This window comes from Ectopseudomonas guguanensis, assembly GCF_900104265.1.
Lineage (GTDB): Bacteria > Pseudomonadota > Gammaproteobacteria > Pseudomonadales > Pseudomonadaceae > Aquipseudomonas > Aquipseudomonas guguanensis.
Genome location: NZ_FNJJ01000013.1, coordinates 52,578 through 74,962 on the forward strand (window position 1 = coordinate 52,578; position 22,385 = coordinate 74,962).

At 64.0% G+C, this 22,385-nt stretch carries 24 protein-coding genes; 14 read left to right on the plus strand and 10 right to left on the minus strand.

Annotated features, from left to right (window positions below; translation table 11 throughout):
- Window positions 1–11 precede the first annotated feature (11 nt).
- Both BLS61_RS18280 and gntR read left to right on the plus strand, forming a co-directional pair.
- Window positions 12–1,025 carry a TRAP transporter substrate-binding protein gene (locus BLS61_RS18280; protein WP_090433245.1) on the plus strand — a complete coding sequence of 338 codons (1,014 nt, stop codon included), beginning with the start codon at window positions 12–14 and terminating at the stop codon, window positions 1,023–1,025.
- A gap of 295 nt (window positions 1,026–1,320) precedes the next feature.
- The gene (gntR, locus tag BLS61_RS18285) at window positions 1,321–2,340 is read left to right on the plus strand and encodes an HTH-type transcriptional regulator GntR (RefSeq protein ID WP_024308422.1); all 1,020 of its coding nucleotides are present in this window, start codon (window positions 1,321–1,323) and stop codon (window positions 2,338–2,340) included.
- Between the two features lie 2 nt (window positions 2,341–2,342).
- Here the strand turns inward: gntR and BLS61_RS18290 are convergent, their stop codons facing one another.
- Both BLS61_RS18290 and BLS61_RS18295 read right to left on the minus strand, forming a co-directional pair.
- Window positions 2,343–3,371, minus strand: a complete 1,029-nt coding sequence (locus BLS61_RS18290; RefSeq protein WP_090433247.1) for a lipase secretion chaperone — start codon at window positions 3,369–3,371, stop codon at window positions 2,343–2,345.
- A 113-nt stretch (window positions 3,372–3,484) separates the two neighbouring features.
- Window positions 3,485–4,438 (minus strand): triacylglycerol lipase, encoded by a 954-nt coding sequence (locus BLS61_RS18295; RefSeq protein WP_090433249.1) that lies wholly within the window; start codon window positions 4,436–4,438, stop codon window positions 3,485–3,487.
- Window positions 4,439–4,941: 503 nt separating this feature from the next.
- Between BLS61_RS18295 and BLS61_RS18300 the strand changes: the two genes are divergently transcribed.
- On the plus strand, window positions 4,942–5,250 hold the full coding sequence (locus tag BLS61_RS18300; RefSeq protein WP_090433251.1) for a hypothetical protein: 309 nt from the start codon (window positions 4,942–4,944) through the stop codon (window positions 5,248–5,250).
- Window positions 5,251–5,406: 156 nt separating this feature from the next.
- Here the strand turns inward: BLS61_RS18300 and greB are convergent, their stop codons facing one another.
- The 3 genes from greB to BLS61_RS18315 are packed head-to-tail and all read right to left on the minus strand — an operon-like array spanning window position 5,407 to window position 9,146.
- On the minus strand, window positions 5,407–5,904 hold the full coding sequence (gene greB, locus BLS61_RS18305) for a transcription elongation factor GreB (RefSeq protein WP_090433253.1): 498 nt from the start codon (window positions 5,902–5,904) through the stop codon (window positions 5,407–5,409).
- Window positions 5,905–5,958: 54 nt separating this feature from the next.
- Window positions 5,959–8,463, minus strand: a complete 2,505-nt coding sequence (locus BLS61_RS18310; protein ID WP_090433255.1) for an ABC transporter permease — start codon at window positions 8,461–8,463, stop codon at window positions 5,959–5,961.
- Window positions 8,463–9,146 (minus strand): ABC transporter ATP-binding protein, encoded by a 684-nt coding sequence (locus BLS61_RS18315; protein ID WP_090433257.1) that lies wholly within the window; start codon window positions 9,144–9,146, stop codon window positions 8,463–8,465. The genes BLS61_RS18310 and BLS61_RS18315 overlap by 1 nt, the downstream gene beginning before the upstream one ends.
- Window positions 9,147–9,157: 11 nt before the next feature.
- Here BLS61_RS18315 and BLS61_RS18320 point away from each other — a divergent pair, with 11 nt between their 5' ends.
- The 3 genes from BLS61_RS18320 (at window position 9,158) to BLS61_RS18330 (ending at window position 11,164) form a co-directional block, all read left to right on the plus strand.
- On the plus strand, window positions 9,158–9,763 hold the full coding sequence (locus tag BLS61_RS18320) for an arylesterase (protein ID WP_090433259.1): 606 nt from the start codon (window positions 9,158–9,160) through the stop codon (window positions 9,761–9,763).
- 91 nt (window positions 9,764–9,854) lie between these two features.
- Window positions 9,855–10,136, plus strand: a complete 282-nt coding sequence (locus tag BLS61_RS18325; protein ID WP_090433261.1) for a hypothetical protein — start codon at window positions 9,855–9,857, stop codon at window positions 10,134–10,136.
- 71 nt (window positions 10,137–10,207) lie between these two features.
- Window positions 10,208–11,164, plus strand: coding sequence for a L,D-transpeptidase family protein (locus BLS61_RS18330; protein WP_090433263.1), 957 nt, complete (start codon window positions 10,208–10,210; stop codon window positions 11,162–11,164).
- 142 nt (window positions 11,165–11,306) lie between these two features.
- Here BLS61_RS18330 and oprI read toward each other — a convergent pair whose 3' ends face one another.
- Window positions 11,307–11,558, minus strand: coding sequence for an outer membrane lipoprotei OprI (gene oprI, locus BLS61_RS18335; protein ID WP_003239826.1), 252 nt, complete (start codon window positions 11,556–11,558; stop codon window positions 11,307–11,309).
- A 270-nt stretch (window positions 11,559–11,828) separates the two neighbouring features.
- On the opposite strand from oprI, the gene BLS61_RS18340 reads away from it, so the two are divergent.
- Both BLS61_RS18340 and BLS61_RS18345 read left to right on the plus strand, forming a co-directional pair.
- Window positions 11,829–13,202 carry a GntP family permease gene (locus BLS61_RS18340; protein WP_090433265.1) on the plus strand — a complete coding sequence of 458 codons (1,374 nt, stop codon included), beginning with the start codon at window positions 11,829–11,831 and terminating at the stop codon, window positions 13,200–13,202.
- Window positions 13,203–13,347: 145 nt separating this feature from the next.
- Window positions 13,348–13,620 (plus strand): GNAT family N-acetyltransferase, encoded by a 273-nt coding sequence (locus BLS61_RS18345; RefSeq protein WP_090433267.1) that lies wholly within the window; start codon window positions 13,348–13,350, stop codon window positions 13,618–13,620.
- A 96-nt stretch (window positions 13,621–13,716) separates the two neighbouring features.
- On the opposite strand, the gene BLS61_RS18350 is transcribed toward BLS61_RS18345, so the two are convergent.
- Window positions 13,717–14,793: a 3-deoxy-7-phosphoheptulonate synthase gene (locus tag BLS61_RS18350; RefSeq protein WP_167358754.1), complete on the minus strand. Its 1,077-nt coding sequence runs from the start codon at window positions 14,791–14,793 to the stop codon at window positions 13,717–13,719.
- Window positions 14,794–14,996: 203 nt separating this feature from the next.
- Entirely contained in the window at window positions 14,997–15,410 is a 414-nt protein-coding gene (locus tag BLS61_RS18355; protein WP_090433271.1) for a PilZ domain-containing protein, read from the minus strand.
- Between BLS61_RS18355 and BLS61_RS18360 the strand changes: the two genes are divergently transcribed.
- From BLS61_RS18360 to cysB, 5 genes are all read left to right on the plus strand, one after another.
- On the plus strand, window positions 15,409–15,795 hold the full coding sequence (locus BLS61_RS18360; protein WP_090433272.1) for a YbbN family protein: 387 nt from the start codon (window positions 15,409–15,411) through the stop codon (window positions 15,793–15,795). The two genes, BLS61_RS18355 and BLS61_RS18360, sit on opposite strands and share 2 nt — an antisense overlap.
- Window positions 15,795–16,751: a putative 2-dehydropantoate 2-reductase gene (locus tag BLS61_RS18365; RefSeq protein ID WP_090433274.1), complete on the plus strand. Its 957-nt coding sequence runs from the start codon at window positions 15,795–15,797 to the stop codon at window positions 16,749–16,751. The genes BLS61_RS18360 and BLS61_RS18365 overlap by 1 nt, the downstream gene beginning before the upstream one ends.
- Window positions 16,752–16,753: 2 nt before the next feature.
- A complete protein-coding gene (locus BLS61_RS18370; RefSeq protein ID WP_090433276.1) occupies window positions 16,754–17,659 on the plus strand; it encodes a 5'-nucleotidase in 906 nt (301 codons plus the stop codon).
- Between the two features lie 128 nt (window positions 17,660–17,787).
- Window positions 17,788–18,288, plus strand: coding sequence for a universal stress protein (locus tag BLS61_RS18375; protein WP_090433278.1), 501 nt, complete (start codon window positions 17,788–17,790; stop codon window positions 18,286–18,288).
- 104 nt (window positions 18,289–18,392) lie between these two features.
- Complete coding sequence (cysB, locus tag BLS61_RS18380) at window positions 18,393–19,367, plus strand: HTH-type transcriptional regulator CysB (RefSeq protein ID WP_090433280.1); 975 nt, start codon at window positions 18,393–18,395, stop codon at window positions 19,365–19,367.
- A 58-nt stretch (window positions 19,368–19,425) separates the two neighbouring features.
- Here cysB and BLS61_RS18385 read toward each other — a convergent pair whose 3' ends face one another.
- Window positions 19,426–20,046, minus strand: a complete 621-nt coding sequence (locus BLS61_RS18385; RefSeq protein ID WP_090433282.1) for a phosphoadenosine phosphosulfate reductase domain-containing protein — start codon at window positions 20,044–20,046, stop codon at window positions 19,426–19,428.
- A 174-nt stretch (window positions 20,047–20,220) separates the two neighbouring features.
- Between BLS61_RS18385 and thrH the strand changes: the two genes are divergently transcribed.
- Window positions 20,221–20,838, plus strand: coding sequence for a bifunctional phosphoserine phosphatase/homoserine phosphotransferase ThrH (gene thrH / locus BLS61_RS18390; protein ID WP_090433283.1), 618 nt, complete (start codon window positions 20,221–20,223; stop codon window positions 20,836–20,838).
- A gap of 51 nt (window positions 20,839–20,889) precedes the next feature.
- On the opposite strand, the gene pabB is transcribed toward thrH, so the two are convergent.
- On the minus strand, window positions 20,890–22,248 hold the full coding sequence (gene pabB / locus BLS61_RS18395) for an aminodeoxychorismate synthase component I (protein ID WP_090433285.1): 1,359 nt from the start codon (window positions 22,246–22,248) through the stop codon (window positions 20,890–20,892).
- Between the last annotated feature and the right edge of the window lie 137 nt (window positions 22,249–22,385).

Consider the following 22,385-nt stretch of genomic DNA (forward strand, 5'->3'; position numbering starts at 1 on the left):
AGGTAGACCCAATGAAACGTCCGCTGCTCGCCATCCTCACTGCTGCCATGCTGTGCAGCCCGCTCGCCAGTATCACCGCTCACGCCGATGAGGTGCGCTCGCGCATGATCCGCTTCGGTTACGGCCTCAACGAGAACAGCAACCAGGGCCGCGCGGCCAAGCTGTTCGCCGAGGAAGTGGCCAAGGCCTCAGACGGCAAACTCAAGGTGCGTACCTTCGGCGCCGCCAGCCTGGGTTCCGATGACCAGATGCAGAGCGCGCTGATCGGTGGCGCGCAGGAAATGATGGTCGGCTCCACCGCGACGCTCGTGGGCATCACCAAGGAAATGGCGGTGTGGGACACGCCGTTCCTGTTCAGCAGCGCCGAGCAGGCCGATGCGGTACTGGACGGCCCGGTCGGCCGCCAGGTGATGGACAAGTTGGAAGAGAAGGGGCTGGTCGGCCTGGTGTACTGGGAGAACGGCTTCCGCAACCTGACCAACAACACGCGGCCGATCAGCAAACTGGAGGACTTCTCCGGGGTCAAGCTGCGCGTGATGCCCAACCCGGTGTTTCTCGATACCTTCAAGCTGATGGGCGCCAACGCCGTGCCGCTACCTTTCTCCGAGCTGTTCACCGCGCTGGAAACCAAGGCGGTCGATGGTCAGGAAAACCCGTTCAACACCATCCTTTCCTCGAAGTTCTACGAAGTGCAGAAGTACCTGACCGTGACCAACCATGTGTACAGCCCGTGGATCGTCACGGTGTCCAAGCGCTGGTGGGATGGCCTGTCGCAGACCGAGCAGAACATTCTCATGGAGGCGGCCAAGAAGGCGCGTGACTTCGAGCGTCAGGACACCCGCGAGGAGGCCGCTCGCGCCCTGGCCGAGCTGAAGGACAAGGGCATGCAGATCAACGAAGTGGACCCGGCCGAAGTGCAGCGCATGCGCGAGCAGGCTGCGCCGGCGATCCAGAAGGTGGTCGATACGGTCGGCCAGCAGCTGTTCGATCAGGTGCAGGCCGAAGCCGAAAAGGCCGCCCTGTAAGAACCTGTTCACGATCTCGCGAGCTAGGGCCATACAACACCGATGGCGGCCCCGCAAAAACAGGCGAGGAACGGTCGGAGTCGCGCTCGACTTTACGAGCTGTAAATGAGCAGTCCGAGCCTGTTTTTAACGCAGTAGGGCCGACGCGCAGCAGATCGTGGATAGGTTCGCAGTTTCGCGGGGCACGCAGGTGGTAACGCTCCTTGCATGGTGGCGGTACCCCGGGCGGCGTGTCCCGCGCTTTATTCGCCAGCGGGGCTGGTAGAATCGCCCGCTGTCAAACAATGGAGGCGCTATGACTCAACGCCGTCGCCGGTCTGCCGAACGCGTCACCCTGTCCGATGTGGCCAAGGCCGCAGGCTGTTCGCTGATGTCCGCTTCGCGTGCGCTGTCGCAGCCGGGACGGGTCTCCGATGCGCTGCGCGAGCAGGTGATGCGCGCTGCGCAGGCGCTTGGCTACGTGCCCAACCCGGCGGCGCGGGCATTGGCCAGTTCGCGTTCCAATCTGGTGGCGGTGGTGATTCCTTCACTGTCGAACTCGGTGTTCGTCGATACCGTCGAGGCGATCCAGCGTGTGCTGATGCCGGCCGGTTTCGAGATGATGATCGGCGTCAGTCATTATCGGGTCGAGGAAGACGAGCGCCTGCTGCGCTCCTACCTGGCGCACCAGCCGGCGGGCCTGCTGGTCACGGGGTTCGAGCGTAGTGACGCAGCGCGGGAAATCCTCGGTGCCAGCACCTGCCCGCTGGTAACCCTGATGGAACTGAGCGAAGAACCTGAGGACTACTGCGTCGGCTTCTCGCAGGTCGAGGCCGGTGCCGCCATGACCCGAGCCCTGGTGCAGCGCGGTTATCGCCACATTGCCTTCGCCGCCGCCCAGCTCGACCCGCGCACCCTGCAGCGCGCCGAAGGCTACCGTCAGGTGATGCGTTACCTGGGGCGCCATGACCCGGCGCTGGAGTTGCTGACGCCGCAGCTGTCGTCCATCGGCCTGGGGGCCGAGTTGCTCGATCGTCTGCTGGCGCAGCAGCCGCAGATCGATGCGGTGTTCTTCAACAACGACGACCTGGCCATGGGCGCACTGTTTCGCGCCCGTCAGCTGGGGCTGGAGGTGCCGGGGCGACTGGCCATCGCCGGCTTCAACGACCTGCCGGCAGCGGCCTGGATGCATCCGGCGCTGAGCACGGTGCGCACCACCCGCGGCCGCATCGGCGAATTGGCAGCGAACATGCTGCTGGCGCTGATGCGCGGTGAAACGCCGGAGCAGCACTGCATCGACGTCGGCTTCGAACTGGTGATGCGCGACAGCGCGTGACGCTACGGCTTCTTGCTGGCGGCCGCCACTTGCTCGGCGGCATCCAGGCGCAGGCGCTCGCGCTCATCGAAGCGCTCGGTAGCCAGTGCCTCGATCGCCGCACGCTTGTCGCTGCTGCTGAGCCCCTCGGTCGCCTGAATCTTCGCCTTGGCGGCGAGGTAGTCCTCCAGGCGCTTCTGCCACTGTTCCCGCTGGCTATCCAGCGCCTCCAGGCGCGTGGTGGCTTCGGCACCGACCAGTTGCTGGCGCATCTGGCGGATCTGCGCCGCGCTGGCGCCTTCGGCCTGCAGCCGCGCCGTGTTGTGCCGCAGTTCCTGTTGCAGTTGCGGCAGGACCATGTCCTGCATTTCCTCGGGCAGGGATGCGCGCAGGCGATCGACGGCGACGCCTTTTTCGTCGGCGCTCATGCGGGCGTCGTGCTGAATGGCCAGGCGCTCCAGCGTGAAGCGGTTGTAGCCTTCCTCGCGGGCGAAAAAGGCCTGGTGCGTCTCGCTGTCGAATAGCCGGGCGCGCAGTGCCTGCACGGCGCTCTCGCGCTGGCGCAGGGCATCCAGATTGGCCATCTGGGGCAGGTCGCGCTCCAGCAGGATCAGTTCACGCTTGTAGCTCAGGTACTGCTCCAGCAGCGCCCGGGCACGGGCTCGCGCCGGCTCCTGAAGCTGGCTGTCGATATAACTGCGCAGCCGCGACACGCTGGCATCCAGACTTTCTTCGCCGATGCTGGCGAGGAAGTAATCGAAGATTCGCCGAATATCCTCGCTGACGATCAGATTGCCGGCAGCATCGACGCGAAAGCTGCCATCGACTTCGGTGCCGACGAAGGAGCTGGGCAGGGCAAGCTTGCCAGTCTGTTTCTGTGAGGCTTCGCTGGTCGACGTCAAGGTCTCTGCAACCGGCGCCGTGGGCTGCGTAGCCGTGGCAGTGACGGCGGGAGGCGCGAATGGGGGCCGTTGGTGTCCGGGTTGCAGGTAAAGCATCGACGCCAAGCCGGCAACGATCAGTAAAGGCAGGGCAAACAGGGCTTTGTTCACGGCAGCTTCCAGTAAGACGTCGGATCGGAATCGCGCGTAGGGCGCGCCGTGCGCACGGGATGCCGACGTTCCCGGCATCCGCTGCGCGTGGCGCACCCTGCGAAGCGTGGCGCTTATAGCCCGGCGTTCTTCAGGCGGTTGGCGTGCTGACGGTAGACGGTCACCGGATCGGTCTCGAACAGGCTGGTCAGGCCCAGGGTCTGGTTGACCTCGTCGAGGTGGTTCATCCGGTAGTTGTCGCGGATCACCTGGCCCATGCGCGAACTGCAGCGGCCGACCAGGCCGTCGTTGGCCTCGGAGCCGAAGGTCAGCGAGGAGGCACCCATCAGCAGGTCGCTGGGGTCGAGCACGTTGGTCAGCGGGCTGGTGCCGCTCCAGGAGTAATAGCGCACACCGTTCACGCTGTAGGCGCCTTCACCGCAGGCGCTGGTGGGGATGCCCTGCGGGAACTTGGCATTGAAGCGTGCGGCGCCTTCGCTGTTGAGCGACTCCAGCGAACCCAGGGCGTTCTGCGGGGTGGTGCTGGAACTGCCGGAGAGGAAGTTGATCAGCGTCCCCAGGCCGTTGACGATGCCCACCAGGATCGGCGTGGCCACCGGCCCGGCGGGGCCATCGCTGATGCCCTTGAGGAAGTCGGCGGTTGCCGAACCCTTGTGCGGTGCACCGACGCTGGTGACCGAGGCGACCAGGTCCGGACGCACGGCGGCGACGTAGCGGGTGGTGGGGCCGCCATGGCTGTGGCCGATCAGGTTGACCTTGCCCTTGCCGCTGATGGCGACGATGTCCTCGACCTGCTGCAGCAACTGCTCGCCGCGCGCTTCGGAGGTGTCCAACTGGCTGACCTCGGTGACGTAGACGCTGGCGCCATCACGGCGCAGGGCGGCCGGTATGCCGTACCAGTAGTCGACGCCAAGGATGCTGTCGAAGCCGAGCATGCCGTGGCCGAGGACGATGGGGTACTTGGTCTGGGTATAGCCGGAGGAGCCGAACCAGAACGCCTGGGTCTGGCCGCTGGCGAGCAGGCCGGCGCCGAGGCAGAGGGCGAGCAGGGTTTTATTGTTCTTCATGGGCGCTCTCGATGGTTTTTGTTGAGGCAGTCAGCTGCTTCCCGCAACACAGATCGCGTCCATCCCATGACGCGTACCGCGCCAGAACGATGGCAGGAAACATGCCAGCACCTCTGGTTCGCCAGCGAGCGCTCTATCTCGGTGGATTGGCGGCGCCAGAGAAAATCCGGCGGCGGGGTCGCCAGCGGGGTTCTGTTACGTGATGACACGTCGAACCATGCGCAAAACCGCCGCAGAGGAGGGGCTCGCGGTCGCTGGAACGCCCTTATGGCAGCGGCCCGGGATATGGCTCGCCCCTCCGCCAATCGAAGGATGGGGTGGCATTTTGATGCGCCTTGACAGTTCGCCGTGGGCTTCTCTAGGATGCGCCCTGCGCCGATTTAAACAGCTACTTGCGGGGCGCCACAGGGTGTTGTCATCAGCGCCTGAAATTCCGCTAAAGCGCTGGTTCGGTGTCGCCTCCCACCGCTGCCCAGCGGGATTCTCGAGGCGGAGACTCGACCATGATCTGTCCCCAACCGCATATTCGCCTGGCGCCCATCACTTCGGGCCTGCTGCTGCGCAATCCGCGCGTACTGCTTGGCGGTAGCCACCAGCCCACCTTGCTGCGTTATCTCGAAGGCTGGCCCAAACGCTGGGCCGGATCGCGTGCCTTTCGCATCCAGTTCGTGCAGAACGGCGAGTCCCTAAGTCGTCTCGCGCGCGACAGCTTCGATCTGGCCGTGATCCAGGCCCCCGGCGCCGATGAGCTTGAGCAAACGGTTAGCGACCTGGTGCGCGTGGCGCGTCAGGGATTGATCACCCGGGGGTAGGGTGGGACGGCGGTAACTCGTAGGGTGCGCCGTGCGCACCGAATGCCCCGTTTACCGGCGGTGCGCACGACGCACCTACGCTTTAAGTCGATGTAGAGCGGGTGCAACCCGCCAGAGCGACCATGGCGGGTACACCCGCCCTACGCGGCGCAGTGTCTAGGGATATTCGATCTCGACGATGTAGCAGGTTTTCTCGCCGGTGGGCGTGTGCACGCGCACTTCGGCGTCCAGTGGCTTGCCGACCAGAGCGCGGGCCAGTGGCGAATCGATACTGATCAGCCCCTGCTTCAGATCCAGCTCATCCGGGCCGACGATGCGGTAGCGCGACTGTTCGCCGTCCTCGTCCTCGATGGTGACCCAGGCGCCGAAGTACACCTTGTTCGGATCGGACGGTTTTTCGCTGATGACCTTGAGCTTTTCCAGGCGCTTGGTGAGAAAGCGTACGCGGCTGTCGATTTCGCGCAGCATCTTCTTGCCGTAGGTGTACTCGGCGTTTTCCGAGCGGTCGCCCTGGGCTGCCGCTTCGCTCACCGACTGCGTCACCTGAGGCCTGCGCACATGCCACAGCTCGTGCAGCTCGGCGCGCAGGCGCGCTTCGCCTTCAGGCGTGATCAGGGGAGTACCAGCAGGACGAGGGGGGCGATAGCGGCTCATGGCGTCTCTGAAAGATGAAAGGGGCGCCAGTCTAGCAAACCCCTTCCTTCAAGCTCAGCCTTCGCGCAGCACGCTCAAGGGGCTGGCATTCAGTGCGCGGCGGGTGCCGAGCACGCCGGCCAGGCCGATCAGCAGCGCGCCGATCAGCGGCAGCAGGAGCAGCCATGGGTGAGGTTGCCAGCTCATGTCGAAGGCATAGCGATAGAGCAGGAAACTCACCAGCTCACAGCCCAATGCAGCGAGCAGGCCGGCGGCCGCGCCGAGCAGGCCGAACTCGGCACGGCGAGCGCTGATCAGCAACTTGCGCTCGGCACCCAATGCGCGCAGCAGCGCGCCCTGGCGAATGCGCTCGTCCAGCGTGGCCTGCAGCCCGGCCAGCAGTACGGTGATGCCGGCGGCGAGCACGAACAGCAGCACGTATTCGATGGCCAGGGTGACCTGGGCGAGGATGCTGCGCAGCTGCGCCAACAGCGCGTCGACCTGCAACAGGGTGACGCTGGGGAAGGCGCGGCTGAGCTTGATCAGCTCGGCATCCTGGCCAGGCGGCAGGTAGAAGCTGGTCAGGTAGGTGGCGGGCAGGTCCTGCAGGGTCTGTGGCTCGAAGATCATGTAGAAGTTGGGCTGGAAGCTGTCCCAGTCCACCTGGCGCAGACTGGTCACCTGCGCTTCGCGCTCGATACCGCCGACGTTGAAGCGCAGGCGATCGCCCAGTTGCAGTTGCAGGCTTTCGGCCAGCTCGGCCTCGACGGACACGCCAGGCAGCTCGCTGGTGTGCTCGGCTCCCCACCAACTGCCGGCGCTGATCAGGTTGTCCGATGGCAGCTCGTTGGCCCAGGTCAGGCTCAGGTCGCGCTGGATGGCGCGCTCGCCGCGGCTTTCCTTGGTCACCAACTGGCGCACCGGCTCATCGTTGATCATGATCAGCCGGCCCGGCACCACCGGATAGAGCGGCGCAGGATGAGGCGACAGTTCGGCCAGGCGGGCGGCGAAAGCATCACGCTCGGCCGGCAGCACGTTGAGGGCGAAGTGATTGGGCGCATCGTCCGGCAACTGGTCCTGCCAGGTGTCGAGCAGCTCGCCGCGCAGCAGGGCGATCAGCGCCATGGCCAACAGGATCAGGCCGAACGCCAGCGATTGACCGGCCGCCGCCAGAGGATGGCGCAGCAGTTGTCCCAGCCCCAGGCGCCAGGGCAGGGCGGCGCGCTGCAGCAGGCGGCGCAAGCTCTGCAGACCAATCAGGAGTAAGCCGCCTAGCACCAGCGCCGCCAGCAGGCCGCCGCCGAGCAGCGCCAGCGTCAGTTTCAGATCCAGGCTCAGGCGCCACATGATCAGCCCCAGCGCAACCAGCGCCGCGCCGTATACCAGCCAGGAGCTGGCCGGCACCGGCAGCATGTCACGACGCAGCACACGCAGCGGCGGCACGCGGCCGAGAGCTGCCAGCGGCGGCAGGGCGAAGCCGGCCAGCGCCACCAGGCCGGTGGCCATCCCGGCCAGAGCAGGCCACAGATCGGCGGGCGGCAGATCATCGGGAATCAGGCCGCGCAACAGATGGAACAGCACGTGCTGGCCGGCCCAGCCGAGCAGCGCGCCGAGCACGCTGGCGAGCAGCCCGAGCAGGGCCAGTTGCAGGCCGAACAGGACCAGCGCTTCGCGTCGTGACAAGCCGAGGCAGCGCAGCAGGGCGCTGGCGTCGAAGCGCCGTGCGGCGAAGCGTGCCGCCGACAGCGCCACGGCGACGCCAGCGAGCAGCACCGCCGCCAGGCTGGCCAGGTTCAGGTAACGCTCGGCACGGCCAAGTGCGCCACCGACCTGTCGATTGCCATCGCGGGCATCCTCCAGTCGCTGATTGGGTTCCAGGCCGGCCTCGACTGCCTGACGGTAGGCTGCCAACGCGTTGGCATCGCCACGCCAGAGTTCGCGAAAGCGCACACGGCTGCCAGGTTGCACCACCTCGGTCGCAGCCAGGTCGTCCAGATGCATCAACACCCTGGGCGTCAGGCTGTAGAAATCGCCAGCGGTGTCCGGGTCATAGGTCAGCACGCGACTCAGGCGCAGGGTCTTGGCGCCTATCTCCAGCTCATCGCCGATCTTCAGGTTCAGCGCCACCATCAGGCGCGCTTCGGCCCAGACTTCCCCCGGCCGAGGCCCTGGCCCCACCTCTTCGCGGGCATAGGGTTCGGCTGCGCTTCTCAGTTCACCGCGCAGCGGATAAAGGCTGTTGGCGGCCTTGACGCTGGCCAGCTGAATACCATCCTGTGCCGCAACGACGCTGGAGAACTCCACCGCCTGGGCGTGATCGAGGCCCAGCTTGAGTCCCGCATCGATCTGTTCCTGACTGGCTGGCGTGCTGCCGCTCAGGCGCAGGTCGGCGGCGAGAAATTCGCTGGCGCGTAGCAGCATGGCGTCGTTCAGGCGCGCACTGAAGTAGCCGATGGCGCTGCTGGCTGCCACCGCCACCAGCAAGGCGAAGAACAGCACGCGCAACTCGCCGGCGCGGGCGTCGCGCAGTAGTTGGCGGGCTGCGAGCGAAAACAGGCGGGCGAAGGGCACGCGTTTCATCAGGGCTCCACGCGGTCGATCAGATGTCCGGCTTCCAGGCGGATCAGACGCTGGCAGCGGTGCGCCAGGCGCTCGTCATGGGTGACCAGCACCAGGGTGGTGCCACGCTCCTGGTTGAGCTGAAACAGCAGGTCACTGATGCGCTCGCCGGTATGGCTGTCGAGGTTGCCGGTGGGTTCGTCGGCGAACAGCACGTCCGGCTCGGCGGCGAAGGCGCGGGCGATGGCCACGCGCTGTTGCTCGCCACCGGAGAGTTGGCGTGGGTAGTGCGTCAGGCGCTGGCCGAGGCCGACGCGTTCGAGCAATGCGCGCGCACGCTGACGGGCATCGGCATGACCTTCCAGCTCCAACGGCAACATCACGTTCTCCAGCGCATTGAGGCTGTCGAGCAACTGGAACGACTGGAAGACGAAGCCGACATGTTCGGCACGCAGACGCGCACGCTGGTCTTCATCGAGTTCGCTGAGGTTGTTGCCGGCCAGCAGCACGGCGCCGGCGCTGGGCAGGTCGAGGCCGGCGAGCAAACCGAGCAGGGTGGATTTGCCGGAGCCGGAGCTGCCGACGATGGCCAGGCTGTCGCCCTTGTTCAGCTCGAGCTCGAGATCGTGGAGGATGGTCAGCTCGCCTTCCGCGCTCTCGACCACTTTGCTAAGGTTCCGCGCAGCGAGAATGCTCGAAGTCATGGAGATTCCAAATGCGTGCATGGTGGCTCAGTGGTGCCTTGGCCCTGATGTTCTGGGCTCAGGGAGCGGTTGCAGGCACCCTGCTTGTGGTCGGCGATAGTATCAGCGCCGCTTTTGGCCTGGATAGCCGCCAGGGATGGGTCGCAATGCTGCAAGAACGCCTTCGCGAGGAGGGTTTCGAACACTCGGTGGTCAATGCCTCGATCAGCGGTGATACCAGCGCAGGCGGCGCCGCGCGGCTCTCTGCGCTGCTTGCCGAGCACAAGCCGGAGCTGGTGATCATCGAGCTGGGCGGCAACGATGGCCTGCGCGGCCAGCCTCCCGCGCAATTGCAACAGAATCTTGCGTCCATGGTCGAGAAGTCGCAGCAGGCAGGGGCCAAGGTACTCATTTTGGGGATGCGCCTGCCCCCCAACTATGGTCAGCGTTACACCACAGCCTTCGCCCAGGTGTTCGCAGATGTTGCTAAGGCGAAAAAGGTGCCGCTGGTGCCATTCTTCCTCGAGGGCGTCGGTGGCGTGCCGGGGATGATGCAGGCCGACGGCATTCATCCGACTCAGGCTGCGCAGGCGGTGTTGCTGGATAACGTCTGGCCGACGCTCAAACCCTTGCTGTGAACACCGCTTTGCTGCGGGAAAACTGCACGGGCAGAGGCTTTTCCGCCTGAAGCCTTTCGGCTAATGTGGCCGACCTGTCACGGAGCCCCAGATGCCGCGTCCCGCCTGGTCCCTTTATGCCTATCAACTGATCGAGCCGGATGAGCAGCTGGACCTGTTCGCCTGTCGCGAGGTGCGCGTGCATCTGGTGGCTCGTCAGTTGCGCCTGGGTGGGCATGCCGATCGCACATTGTGTGGCGGTTTGTTACCGGCGCAGCCGCGTTGGCGGGCGCTGGAAAAGGTCTGGCTGCGCGATCGCCGGCTCTGTCCTGACTGTCTGGCGACTTTCCAGGCGCAGCGTCAGGGCCTGTGCTCGAACTGGGCGGATGGCTGAGGTCTGCCCGGCCGTTTAACGGCGGTGTACAATCGCCGCAATATTCATTCAATTCTTCAAGGGACTCCCGGATGTTGTCGCGCTTTTCTGCGGTCAACCGCTGCCTGACTCTGGTCGCACTGTGCTCCAGTGCCGCAGTGCAGGCTCTCGAACTTCCATTGCCGCCGCCAGGCGAGGACGTGGTGGGCCAGGTACAGGTGATCAAGGCCAAGTACGAGGACACCTTCGCCGATCTGGGAACGGCCAACGATCTCGGCTATCTGGAAATGGTCGCTGCCAATCCGGGCGTGGACCCCTGGCTGCCGGGCGAGGGCACCGAGATCATCCTGCCGACGCGCTACGTGCTGCCACCGGGCCCGCGTGAGGGCATCGTGATCAACCTGGCCGAGTACCGCATGTACTACTTCCCGAAAGGGCAGAACGTCGTGCATACCTATCCGCTGGGTATCGGTCGTGAAGGTTGGGGCTCGCCGCTGGGCGTCGGCCGCGTGACGCTGAAGACGCCGAATCCGGCCTGGTATCCGCCCAAGTCGATCCGTGAGGAGCACGCTGCCGACGGCGACATCCTGCCCACCGTGGTGCCGCCTGGCCCCGACAACCCACTGGGTCCGTACAAGATGACGCTGTCGTTCCCCGGCTATCTGATCCACGGGTCGAACAAGAAGTTCGGTATCGGCATGCGCGTCAGCCACGGCTGCTTCCGCATGCTCAACCACAACGTGCTGGAGCTGGCTGCCATGGTCCCGGTGGGCACGCCGGTGCGCATCATCAACGAGCCGTACAAGTTCGGTGTCAGTGCCGGCAAGATCTATCTGGAAGCACATGCGCCGCTGGATGACGAGGGCGATCCGTCCGTGGTCGACAAGCACACCGCAGTGATCAACGCCTTGCTCAAGCGCGACGAACTCAGCGGCCTGCGCCTGGATTGGGAAATGGTGCGCGAGGTGGTGGCTTCCGAAGACGGCATGCCGGTGCCCATCGCCACCCAGGCCGAGAGCGTGGTCGCCAGCAGCGACAATCCGTTCTGATCTTCAAGTTGTCCAGAAACCCGCCCGCATTCGCGCCGGCGGGTTTTTTATTGCCGCCATGCCGTGGACATGGCATGGGTTGCAGGCAACAAAAAAGCCGCACCAGTTGCCTGGGGCGGCTTTCGGAAAAACGAGTCGCAGATTACTTGCGGCTGGCTTTTTCCAGCATGCGCAGAGCACGCTCGTTGGCTTCGTCAGCGGTCTGCTGAGCTTTCTGAGCAGCAGCCAGGGCTTCATCAGCCTTGCGGTAGGCTTCGTCGGCACGGGCTTGAGCGCGAGCAGCTGCGTCTTCGGTAGCAGTCAGACGAGCTTCGGTTTCTTTGGACATGCTGCTGCAACCGGTAGCCAGAACTGCGGCCAGAGCCAGAGCAGAGAATTTCAGAACGTTGTTCATCGTGTTCCCCTTGAGGTGGAGTTTTCCATAAAAAGCAATTCCCCAACTGCGGGAAATTAGCCGGCGTACATACTACCTATTACTTTTAGTAAGTAAACGGAGCGAAGGCAAGAGTTGCAATTTTTTTTTCATGTGGCAGGGCGCTAAGGCCTACGGGCTGCGGGGGTTGGCTAAAAAATAGTCAGTTACGCAATCCATACAGCAGGACGCTTGTGCGAACTGTTATAAGTGTCCTGGCTTGCAACTAAAACAATAAAGAGGGGAATGCGGATGCTTGGCAATTTGGGGCTCTTGCTGGGGCTGGCGCTACTTATCTTCATGGCGCTGCGTGGGGTGAACATCTTCATCGCGGCATTGCTTTGTTCGATTCTGGTGGCGCTTACCAATGGTGTCGCCGTACCTCGCGCATTGCTCGAGCACTTTCCATTCGGCCCATTGGGTGCATTCACCTTCGCCGGCAAGTTTTTCGTGCTGTTTCTCTGCGGTGCGATCTTCGGCAAGGTCATGGCGGCGAGTCAGGCCGCAGGCAGTATCGCCCAGGCCATTACCCGTGGATTGGGTACGCAGCGCACGCTGTGGGTGGCGATGCTGGTTTGCGCTGTGCTGACCTACGGTGGCGTGGTGGTCTTCGTGGTGATCTTCACCATGTATCCACTGGGTATCACGCTGATGCGCGAGGCCAATCTGCCCAAGCGCCTGTTCTGTGCCGCCACGGCGCTTGGTGCCGGCACCTTCACCATGACGGCGCTGCCTGGCTCGCCTTCGATTCACAACGTGATCGCCGCCAGTGCGCTGGGCACCGACCTGTTCGCCGGGGCCTGGATCGGGCTGTTCGCCTCCCTGGTGATGATCGTCCTCGGTATGGCTTATCTGCAGCGCGAGTGGCGTCTGGCGCGTGAGCGCGGCGAGGGCTTCGAGCCCAACGCCCAGGACGAGCGTATGCAGCAATTGGCCGGCGCCCCGGGAAGCGGGCCGCACTGGGGGCTGGCGCTGGTGCCGATCGTCGTGGTGCTGGGGATCATCCTGCTGCCGCGCCTGCTTGCCCTGTCCGGTGCGGTCGTGCCGGGCGAGGGGGCGCTGGGTGGGCTTCTGGCCTTCAGTCAGGCGCAGCCGATCCTCTGGCCCAGCCTGGCCCTGGTCATCGCCACGGGGGTGGCTGTGCTGATGTTCCCGGCCTTGCGTCGCAATACCGTGGCTTTGCTGGGGCAGGGGGCGGACGACTCGATCATGCCGCTGCTCAATACGGCGGCGGTGATCGGCTTCGGCGGGGTCGTCACCCAGACCGCAGGTTTCGCCCAGTTCGCCCAGTGGATACTGGCGGTGGACCTGCCGCCGCTGCTCTCGGTGTTCGCCTCGGTCAGCGTGGTGTCGGGGATCGTCGGCTCGTCCTCCGGTGGCTTGCAGATATTCATGCAGACGCTGGCGCCCCGTTACCTGGAGATGGGTGTGGAGCCCGAGGTGCTGCATCGTATCGCCAACATCACCGCTGGCGGTCTGGATTCGTTGCCGCACTGCGGCGCGGTGATCGCGATGCTGATGATCATGGGGCTGACGCACAAGCAGGCGTACAAGGACATCTTCGTCATCACCGTGCTGATACCGGTGATTGCAGCGTTGCTCTGCATCGCGCTGTTGAGCTTCTGATTGCTCGTGGCTGGGTCGACCTGCGCCTGATAAGCTTGGTCAATTACACGGGCGCAAGCAGGATATGAAGTTTGCGCTTTTGCCCAGGCAGCGGTATGAAGTCAAAGCGGATGCGCCGCTAACGGTTGCGGCTAGAGGAGAGAAGATGAGCGAGGGGTTGTCCATTCATCATGACCAGGCGAGTCACCAGTTCGTGACCACGGTCAACGGTGATCGTGCCTATCTGGCCTACATGGATCTGGGCAAGCAGACGCTGGACATCTATCGCACCTTCGTACCCAACGCCCTGCGTGGCCGCGGCATTGCCGCGGCCTTGACCGAGCATGCTCTGCGGTATGCAGAGGGCAATGGGTACACGGTGATTCCATCGTGCTCCTACGTCGAGCGCTATATGGAGCGGCGTTCGCGGCACCAGTAGGACTGCTCGGAGCGGTGGGCTGAAACCCACCCTACGTGTGAATGCGGATATGAAAACGCCGGGCGATGCCCGGCGTTTTCATTGGTGCAGTCTCGGTCAGCCGCGTTGACGCTTGGGCAGTACATCCCTGAGCTTGGCGTGCATGCTGCGCAGACTCTTCTCGGTGGTGTCCCAGTCGATGCAGGCATCGGTGATGGAGACGCCGTACTTGAGGTCGCACAGGTTCTTCGGGATCGACTGGTTGCCCCAGCCCAGGTGGCTCTCGACCATCAGACCGACGATGGAGTTGTTGCCTTCCAGAATCTGGTTGGCCACGTTCTCCAGCACCAGCGGCTGCAGGGCTGGGTCCTTGTTGGAGTTGGCATGGCTGCAGTCGACCATGATATTCGGACGGATGCCGGCTTTGGTCAGTTCCTGCTCACAAATGGCCACGCTGACCGAATCGTAGTTGGGTTTACCGTTGCCGCCGCGAAGTACCACATGGCCGTAGGCGTTGCCCTTGGTGGTGACGATGGACACGCCGCCTTCCTGGTTGATACCGAGGAAGCGGTGCGGGCTGGAAACCGACTGCAGCGCATTGATCGCCACGGTCAGGCCGCCATCGGTGCCGTTCTTGAAGCCGACGGCCGAGGACAGGCCCGAGGCCATTTCGCGGTGGGTCTGGGATTCGGTGGTACGCGCGCCGATGGCTGACCAGCTGATCAGGTCCTGCAGGTACTGCGGGGAAATCGGGTCGAGCGCTTCGGTGGCGGTGGGCAGGCCCATCTCTGCCAGGTCGCGCAGCAGCTGGCGGCCGATGTGCAGGCCATCCTGGATCTTGAACGAGTCGTCCAGATACGGATCGTTGATCAGGCCTTTCCAGCCGACCGTGGTACGCGGCTTCTCGAAATACACGCGCATGACCAGAAACAGCGTGTCGGACAGCTCGGCAGCCAGCACCTTGAGGCGCTCGGCGTACTCGTGAGCGGCCTTGATGTCATGGATGGAGCAGGGGCCGACGACCACGAACAGGCGATGATCCTTGCCGTCGAGGATGTCGCGTACCACCTGACGACCATGGGCGACGGTCTTCAGCGCGGCATCGGTGAGGGGGATTTCGCGTTTGAGCTGATCGGGGGTGATCAGGGTTTCGTTGGAGGCGACGTTGAGGTCGTCGATCGGTAAATCAGCCATCGTGCTATTCATCGGGTCAGGTCGTCAGGTCACGGGTGCCGGCCGCCAGCGATCCCCTATGGCGGTGCACAGCTAGTTGGCGCAGGGGGGAGCCGAACCTTAGCGCGTACCGGGCTGCGCGACAATGGGCGTTAAGTTCAATGGGCCTCATAGTTTGGCCGCATGAGGTAGCGGATGACCGGCTGAGGGGGGCTGTGCTGCCTTCAGGCGAGATAGGGAAACTCGGCGGCATGCTTGGCGATCCAGTCCCGGGCGCATTGCTCGATGGCCATGGGCTGACCTGATTGCTGTTCCAGCTGCTGTCGGTAATGCTGGATCTGGCAGACCTGCTCGACCATGCGCGCGCGAAACAGGGTGTCCTCGTCGATGAAGGCAATGCCCACCAGATAGCCGTTTTCCTGGCGCCGGCACCAGGCCACGACACCCGGATAACGCGCCTGATCGCCCAGCAGCGGAATGCGCAGTTCGACCGAGGTACCGCGGCGAAAGCCGCGCAACGAGTTGCATGCAACCCCGCCCAGGCTGATATTGTTCAGCCGTTGCCGAGGCACGCAGGCCTGTCTGCGCAGGACCAGTTCCACCGGCATATCGCTTGGATGACGCAGAAACTTACGCATGAACACCGACCTTGAATGCAGGCAAACTGACATCAGTGAATTCAGTATAGCGACGCAGCTGGAATTGACCGACCTGAATGCCGACCGCCGCCTGCTCGATCTTCCCGGCACCTCGCTACTGGTGTTCACAAGCACGGGCTGTGCCAGCTGCCGCTGGGCGCGCCGGAGCCTGCCTGGCATGCCGCTTCCGCTCGAGCGCCTGTGCTGGATCGATGCCGGGCACAACGCCGGTTTGGTGGCGCGTTACGAGGTCTTTCACCTGCCCGCGCTGTTTCTGGTCAAGGACGGTCATTTCCTTGGCGCATTGCAGGTGCGCCTTACCCATTCCGATCTGCTAGCCGCCATCGGCGAAGCCCTGCTTCGCCCGGCTGAGGAGCTTCCCTGATGTCGCAACCCCCCGCGCCGCGTATCGGCATCATCGGCACTGGTGCCATTGGCGGTTTCTACGGCATGTTGCTGGCACGTGCCGGCCATGACGTGCACTTTCTGCTGCGCAGCGAGTACCCGGCCGTCGTCGAGCATGGCCTGCAACTGAACAGCGCCGTACACGGCGCCCTGCATCTGGCGCCGGTGCAGGCCTATCGCGATATCGACGACATGCCGCAATGTGACTGGCTGCTGGTGGGCGCCAAGACCACGGCCAATGCCGAGCTGGCGCCGCTGATCGCCCGGGCAACAGCGCCTGGAGCCAGGGTGGTGCTGCTACAGAACGGTCTGGCCGTGGAAGACGAGTTGCGTCCGCTGCTGAATGACGACCTGCATCTGCTCGGCGGGCTCTGCTACATCTGTGTTCACCGCAGTGCGCCGGGCGTGATCGAGCACCAGGCGCTGGGGGCGATCAACCTGGCCTATCACTCCGGTCCGTTGCACGATGATGAAGCGCGCCTGGCGCTGGCCGAGCAGGGCGCGGGTCTGCTGCGCAGTGCCGGTCTGGACTCGGCGGCGATGCGCGATCTGGCGCAGACGCGCTGGCAGAAGCTGGTGTGGAACATCCCGTACAACGGCCTGTCGGTGCTGCTCGATGCCGATACGCGGCGCCTGATGGGGAATGCCGACAGCCGGGCGCTGATCGCCGACATGATGCAGGAAGTGGTACGGGCCGCTCAGGCACTGGGGTATGCGATGCCGGAAAACTATGCGGACAAACTGCTCGCGGCGACCCAGCGCATGCCCGATTACCTGCCAAGCATGTACCACGATTTTGCCCAGGGGCGGCCGGCCGAACTGCACGCCATCTATGAAGCGCCGCTGGCGGCTGCCGATGCAGCGGGTTTCGATATGCCCAAGGTGCGTGCGCTGTATCAGGCGCTGCGTTTCATTCAGGCTCGCCGGGAGGCCTAAGCATGGGCAAGGGGCTGGGGGACAAATTGGTGCTGGCGATTTCCTCGCGGGCACTGTTCGATCTGAGCGAGAGTCACCAGATCTACGAGAGCGAAGGGGTGGAAGCCTACCGCCGCTATCAGATCGAGCATGAGGACGAGGTGCTGATGCCGGGCGATGCCTTCCCGCTGGTGGAGAAGCTGCTCGGCTTGAACACTCGGCTCAGTGAACAGCGCGTCGAGGTCATTCTGGTGTCGCGCAACAGCGCCGATACCGGTTTGCGTGCATTCAACTCGATCCAGCATTACGGCCTCGGCATTTCCCGCGCCGCCTTCGTCGGCGGTCGCAGCCCCGATCCCTATCTGGCGGCCTTTGGTTGCCATCTGTTCCTGTCGACCCATGCCGACGACGTGCGCAATGCACTGAAAGCCGGCTTCGGCGCGGCCACCCTGCTTTCCGGTGGTACCCGGCGGGCCAGCAGCAACGAGCTGCGCATCGCCTTCGATGGCGATGCCGTGCTGTTCTCCGACGACTCCGAACGTGTCTATCAGAGTGGCGGCCTCAACGCCTTTCAGGATCATGAGCGCGAATCTGCCCGGCAAGCCTTGCCAGGTGGCCCGTTCAAGCCGTTTCTCGCCGCGCTGCATGCGTTGCAGCAGGAGTTTCCCGAAGCCGAATGCCCGATCCGGACGGCGCTGGTCACTGCGCGCTCGGCGCCGGCGCACGAGCGGGTGATCCGTACGCTGCGTGAGTGGAACATCCGCCTGGACGAATCCTTCTTCCTTGGCGGGCTGGACAAGTCGGCGGTGCTGGAAGCCTTCGCCGCCGACGTGTTCTTCGACGACCAGACCGGGCACTGCGAAAGAGCGCGCCAGGTGGTGGCGACCGGCCATGTGCCGCATGGCGTCAGCAACGAGTTGCTGCCCTGAACTCGGCGCGCGCAGGCGTGCGCGTGCCTGCATATAGCCATTCGTCCTAAATAACGTCGCCGATCTTGCTTTGTCTGATGCGCTGCTAAGCTCATTCAAGGGCCTGTGCCAGCAGTCGAGGAGGCCGCGTGATCCGCTCGATACTTTATGCCACCGATCTGGGGCTCTACGCCTCCTACGTCCTGCAGCACGCCCTCGCACTGAGCCGCAGCTTCAAGGCCGATCTGTACGTGGTGCACGCGGTGGAGCCCATGGGGTTGTTCGCCGAATCCGTGCTGCAGACCTACCTGGACGAAGATACCCTCGCCGAGCTGCGCAGCAATGGGCTCAATACCGTCATGGCCAGTATCGAGCAGCGCGTACTGGAGGGCTTTCGCGACGAGCTGGGCGACGGTCAGCAGGACCTTCAACTGATCAGCGCGGTGCGTGTGCTGCAGGGAGATCCGCCTGCGGTGATTCTCGAAGAGGCGCAGAAACTTGGGGTGGATCTGCTGGTCGTAGGCAGTCACAGCCATGGCACGGACCTGACCGTACCGCTGGGGCGTACGGCCGCGCGTATCGTGCAGTTGTCGGAGGCACCGGTGTATCTGGTGCCCATGCTGCAGCATCGTGGACACGGGGAACTGTGAAGGACGGAGGTGTAAAAAAGTTCTATGCTGTTCGATTAAACCAATAATATGGTTATATACGGCATTGGCGGCAGTTGCCTGCCTTACTGCTCTGAGGGAAATCTATGAAGCTTCAGCAACTGCGCTACATCTGGGAAGTCGCGCACCACGACCTCAACGTATCGGCTACCGCTCAGAGCCTGTACACCTCGCAACCAGGGATCAGCAAGCAGATTCGCTTGCTCGAGGATGAACTGGGCGTGGAAGTCTTCGCCCGCAGCGGCAAGCACCTGACCCGCGTGACCCCGGCCGGGGAGCGCATCATCACCACGGCCGGCGAGATTCTGCGCAAGGTCGAAAGCATCAAGCAGATCGCCCAGGAATTTTCCAACGAGAAGAAGGGCACGCTGTCCATCGCCACCACCCATACCCAGGCGCGCTATGCCCTGCCGCCGGTGATCAGCGCCTTCATCAAGCAGTACCCGGACGTGTCGCTGCACATGCATCAGGGCACGCCGACACAAATTGCCGAGATGGCAGCCGACGGCAGTGTCGACTTCGCCATCGCCACCGAAGGTCTGGAACTGTTCAACGACCTGATCATGATGCCCTGCTATCGCTGGAACCGCTGCGTGGTGGTGCCGCAGGGGCATCCGTTGACCAAGCTGCCGAAACTGACCCTCGAGGCCCTGGCCGAACATCCCATCGTCACCTACGTATTCGGTTTCACCGGGCGTTCGAAGCTGGACGAAGCCTTCAATCATCGCGGCCTGACGCCCAAGGTGGTGTTCACCGCGGCCGACGCCGACGTGATCAAGACCTACGTACGCCTGAACCTGGGCGTGGGCATCGTGGCCAAGATGGCCGTCGACCCCAAGCTGGACCCGGACCTGGTGGTGCTCGATGCCGACGACCTGTTCGAGCCCAGCGTGACCAAGATCGGCTTCCGTCGCGGTACCTTCCTGCGTGGCTTCATGTGCGACTTCATCGAGCGTTTCGCCCCACACCTGAACCGCGACATGCTGGCCAAGGCGGTGCAGTGCCACAACAAGTCCGAACTCGAGGACCTCTTCGCAGGTGTCGAGCTGCCGATGCACTGACGCAGCACCAGAACGAAACATGGCGCCCAAGGGCGCCATGTTTCGTTTCAGCCGGTGATCAGTGGCTCAGGTGCAGGCCGCACTCACGGTTGTCCTCGCCCTTGGTCGGATCGAAGTAATCGAAGTTGTTCGGCAGGTCGTGAGCGACCAGGTACTGGTAGAGGTCCTTGGAAGACCAGTGCAGCAGCGGGGCGACCTTGATCAGACCGTCCGGGTTGATGCTGATCGGCTCCATCTGCGCGCGCACTGCCGTGTCGGTGGCGCGCAGGGCGGTGAACCAGACGCTTGGCGCGGTTTCGCGCAGGGCGCGGGCGAAGGGCTCGAGCTTCACTTCTTCGGTGAAGGCGGCGTGGCGCGGATCGTCCAGGCCGGGCACCGGGCCGTCGATGGCTTCGCGATGGGCGCGCGAGCGCTTGGGCAGGTAGGTGATCAGATTCAGGTTGAGCTTGCGCGTCACCTCGTCGGCGAAGCGATAGGTGGCTTCGGTGTTGTAGCCGCTGTCCATCCAGACCACCGGGATATCCGGTTTGACCTGGCTGACCATGTGCAGGATCACCGCTTCGAACGGGCGGAAGTTGGTGGTGCAGATGGCAGGTTTGCCCAGTCCGATGGCCCACTGCACCAGTTTTTCAGGCTGGTTGCCGAATTCGGCATTGAGCGCGTCCAGGTCGAGTTCCATGCTGAGGACTCCAGATCGTGTGCGAGAGGGCGCGATGGTAGCAAAGGCCGGTTATGCGGCTAAATAACCAAGACTATTGTCGAGCTTTCTTATGGTTATAAGAGGCCGCATTGCACGAGCCCAGCCCAGCGGCTACAGTGCCGGCTCCTTTTTGGCTCAACCGAGGAGTGGCCTGTGGAAATCGCGTGTCTCGACCTGGAAGGCGTACTGGTCCCGGAAATCTGGATCGCCTTCGCGGAAAAAACCGGTATCGAGTCGCTCAAGGCGACCACCCGCGACATCCCCGATTACGACGTGCTGATGCAGCAGCGCCTGCGCATCCTCGACGAGCACGGCCTGAAGCTCAAGGACATCCAGGATGTGATTGCCACGCTCAAGCCGCTCGACGGCGCGGTGGAGTTCGTCGACTGGCTGCGTGAGCGCTTCCAGGTGGTGATCCTCTCCGACACCTTCTACGAATTCTCCCAGCCGCTGATGCGCCAGCTCGGTTTCCCGACCCTGCTGTGCCACCGCCTGATCACCGACGAGAACGACCGCGTGGTCAGCTACCAGCTGCGTCAGAAGGACCCCAAGCGCCAGTCGGTCATCGCCTTCAAGAGCCTGTACTACCGGGTGATCGCGGCGGGCGACTCGTACAACGACACCACCATGCTCAGCGAAGCCCATGCCGGCATCCTGTTCCATGCGCCGGACAACGTGATCCGCGAGTTCCCGCAGTTTCCGGCGGTACACACCTTCGATGCGCTCAAGCAGGAATTCCTCAAGGCGTCGAACCGCAAGCTGAGTCTGTAAGATCGATGCATGAAAAACGCCGCGATTTCGCGGCGTTTTTCGTTTGCGGGCTTATTCGGCTTCGGCCGACAGGCGCTCCAGCGTCTCCAGCAGCACCTTCACCTTGGTGATCGACTCCTGATACTCGGCCTGCCAGTTGGAGTCGGCGACGATGCCGCCACCGCCCCAGCAGCTGACCACGCCGTCCTTGACCAGCAGGCTGCGGATGGCGATGGAACTGTCCATTTCGCCGCGTACATCGAGATAGAGCAGGGAGCCGCAGTAGAGCCCGCGCCGGGTCGGCTCCAGCTCGTCGATGATCTGCATGGCGCGGATCTTCGGCGCGCCGGTGATGGAGCCGCCGGGGAAGCTGCCAGCGATCAGGTCCAGGGCATCCTTGCCGGGCGCCAGCTCGGCGGTCACGCAACTGACCAGATGATGCACGTTGGGGTAGCTCTCCAGGGCGAACAGCTCGGGCACCCTGACCGAGCCGATGCGGCAGCTGCGGCCGAGATCGTTGCGCAGCAGATCGACGATCATCAGGTTCTCGGCGCGGTCCTTGCGGCTGGCCAGCAGGTCCTGCGCCTGGGCCTGATCGTCGTCTGGGTCATTGCCGCGGCGTCGGGTGCCCTTGATCGGGCGGGTTTCCACCTGGCCCGCGCTGACCTTGAGAAAACGTTCGGGCGACAGGCTGACAATGGCGTCGCCACCACCCAGGCTCTGGAAGCCCGAGAACGGTGTCGGGCATGCCTGGCGCAGCGCCTGATACGCCGCCCACGGATCGCCCGCGCAGGGCGCCTGAAAGCGCTGGGCGAAATTCACCTGATAGCAGTCGCCGGCGAGGATGTAACGCTGGATGCGTTCGATCGCCTGGCGATAGCTGTTCTGATCGAGATCGGCCTGGAACGGCCGGGTCAGTCGGAAGGGAGTCAGGTTTTCGCCATGGGGGGCCTCGAACAGTGCCTGTAGACGCTCGCGCTCGGCCTGCGGCAGGCTCGGGTGATACAGCAGGGCGCTGGTGCGGAGCTGGTGATCGCTGATCAGCGCCCAGGCATAGAGACCGAAGCGCGCATCCTCGAGCCCCAGGTCGTCGACGCTCTGCTCGGGCAGGGCCTCCAGGCGGCGGCCGAAGTCGTAGGACAGGTAACCGATCAAGCCGCCGACGAATGGCACCTCCTGTTGGGCTGGCGCCTCGGCCTGGCCAAGGCTCTGCAGGGCGCTCCGCAGTCGCTGGAGGAAATCGTTGGCCGATTCGTCGGCCGCTGGCGCCAGTTCTGCCAATGGCCAGGCGCTCATAAGGTCATAGCGTCCACGCTCGGCATGCGGACGTCCGGCATCCAGCAGGACGGCACCTGGGGCCTGGCGAATGCGCCGGAAGTAGTCGCTGGGGTCTGTCCGGTAGGGAAGAGGGTGCAGGGAGCAGCTGGGCATGCGTGGCAGTCGGGAGAGATGAAAAGGCGATTGTAGTGCGCCGCTAACATTCATCCTAGAGCTTGCGCCGGGTTTACTCGGCTGCGTGCGGCTGATTAGTATGGCGCTATGCCAGGACGTTGAATCCAGGGGCTGCC

Bases quoted from the DNA above. Each gene is read 5' to 3' on its own strand.
- BLS61_RS18300 (WP_090433251.1), top strand. From the start codon at position 4,942: ATGATCTGTCCCCAACCGCATATTCGCCTGGCGCCCATCACTTCGGGC.
- pabB (WP_090433285.1), bottom strand. From the start codon at position 22,248: ATGCCCAGCTGCTCCCTGCACCCTCTTCCCTACCGGACAGACCCCAGC.
- BLS61_RS18360 (WP_090433272.1), top strand. From the start codon at position 15,409: ATGAACACCGACCTTGAATGCAGGCAAACTGACATCAGTGAATTCAGT.
- BLS61_RS18355 (WP_090433271.1), bottom strand. From the start codon at position 15,410: ATGCGTAAGTTTCTGCGTCATCCAAGCGATATGCCGGTGGAACTGGTC.
- BLS61_RS18370 (WP_090433276.1), top strand. From the start codon at position 16,754: ATGGGCAAGGGGCTGGGGGACAAATTGGTGCTGGCGATTTCCTCGCGG.
- BLS61_RS18345 (WP_090433267.1), top strand. From the start codon at position 13,348: ATGAGCGAGGGGTTGTCCATTCATCATGACCAGGCGAGTCACCAGTTC.
- cysB (WP_090433280.1), top strand. From the start codon at position 18,393: ATGAAGCTTCAGCAACTGCGCTACATCTGGGAAGTCGCGCACCACGAC.
- BLS61_RS18295 (WP_090433249.1), bottom strand. From the start codon at position 4,438: ATGAAGAACAATAAAACCCTGCTCGCCCTCTGCCTCGGCGCCGGCCTG.
- BLS61_RS18350 (WP_167358754.1), bottom strand. From the start codon at position 14,793: ATGGCTGATTTACCGATCGACGACCTCAACGTCGCCTCCAACGAAACC.
- gntR (WP_024308422.1), top strand. From the start codon at position 1,321: ATGACTCAACGCCGTCGCCGGTCTGCCGAACGCGTCACCCTGTCCGAT.
- BLS61_RS18280 (WP_090433245.1), top strand. From the start codon at position 12: ATGAAACGTCCGCTGCTCGCCATCCTCACTGCTGCCATGCTGTGCAGC.
- BLS61_RS18315 (WP_090433257.1), bottom strand. From the start codon at position 9,146: ATGACTTCGAGCATTCTCGCTGCGCGGAACCTTAGCAAAGTGGTCGAG.
- BLS61_RS18365 (WP_090433274.1), top strand. From the start codon at position 15,795: ATGTCGCAACCCCCCGCGCCGCGTATCGGCATCATCGGCACTGGTGCC.
- BLS61_RS18330 (WP_090433263.1), top strand. From the start codon at position 10,208: ATGTTGTCGCGCTTTTCTGCGGTCAACCGCTGCCTGACTCTGGTCGCA.
- greB (WP_090433253.1), bottom strand. From the start codon at position 5,904: ATGAGCCGCTATCGCCCCCCTCGTCCTGCTGGTACTCCCCTGATCACG.
- oprI (WP_003239826.1), bottom strand. From the start codon at position 11,558: ATGAACAACGTTCTGAAATTCTCTGCTCTGGCTCTGGCCGCAGTTCTG.
- BLS61_RS18310 (WP_090433255.1), bottom strand. From the start codon at position 8,463: ATGAAACGCGTGCCCTTCGCCCGCCTGTTTTCGCTCGCAGCCCGCCAA.
- BLS61_RS18385 (WP_090433282.1), bottom strand. From the start codon at position 20,046: ATGGAACTCGACCTGGACGCGCTCAATGCCGAATTCGGCAACCAGCCT.
- BLS61_RS18340 (WP_090433265.1), top strand. From the start codon at position 11,829: ATGCTTGGCAATTTGGGGCTCTTGCTGGGGCTGGCGCTACTTATCTTC.
- BLS61_RS18320 (WP_090433259.1), top strand. From the start codon at position 9,158: ATGCGTGCATGGTGGCTCAGTGGTGCCTTGGCCCTGATGTTCTGGGCT.
- BLS61_RS18325 (WP_090433261.1), top strand. From the start codon at position 9,855: ATGCCGCGTCCCGCCTGGTCCCTTTATGCCTATCAACTGATCGAGCCG.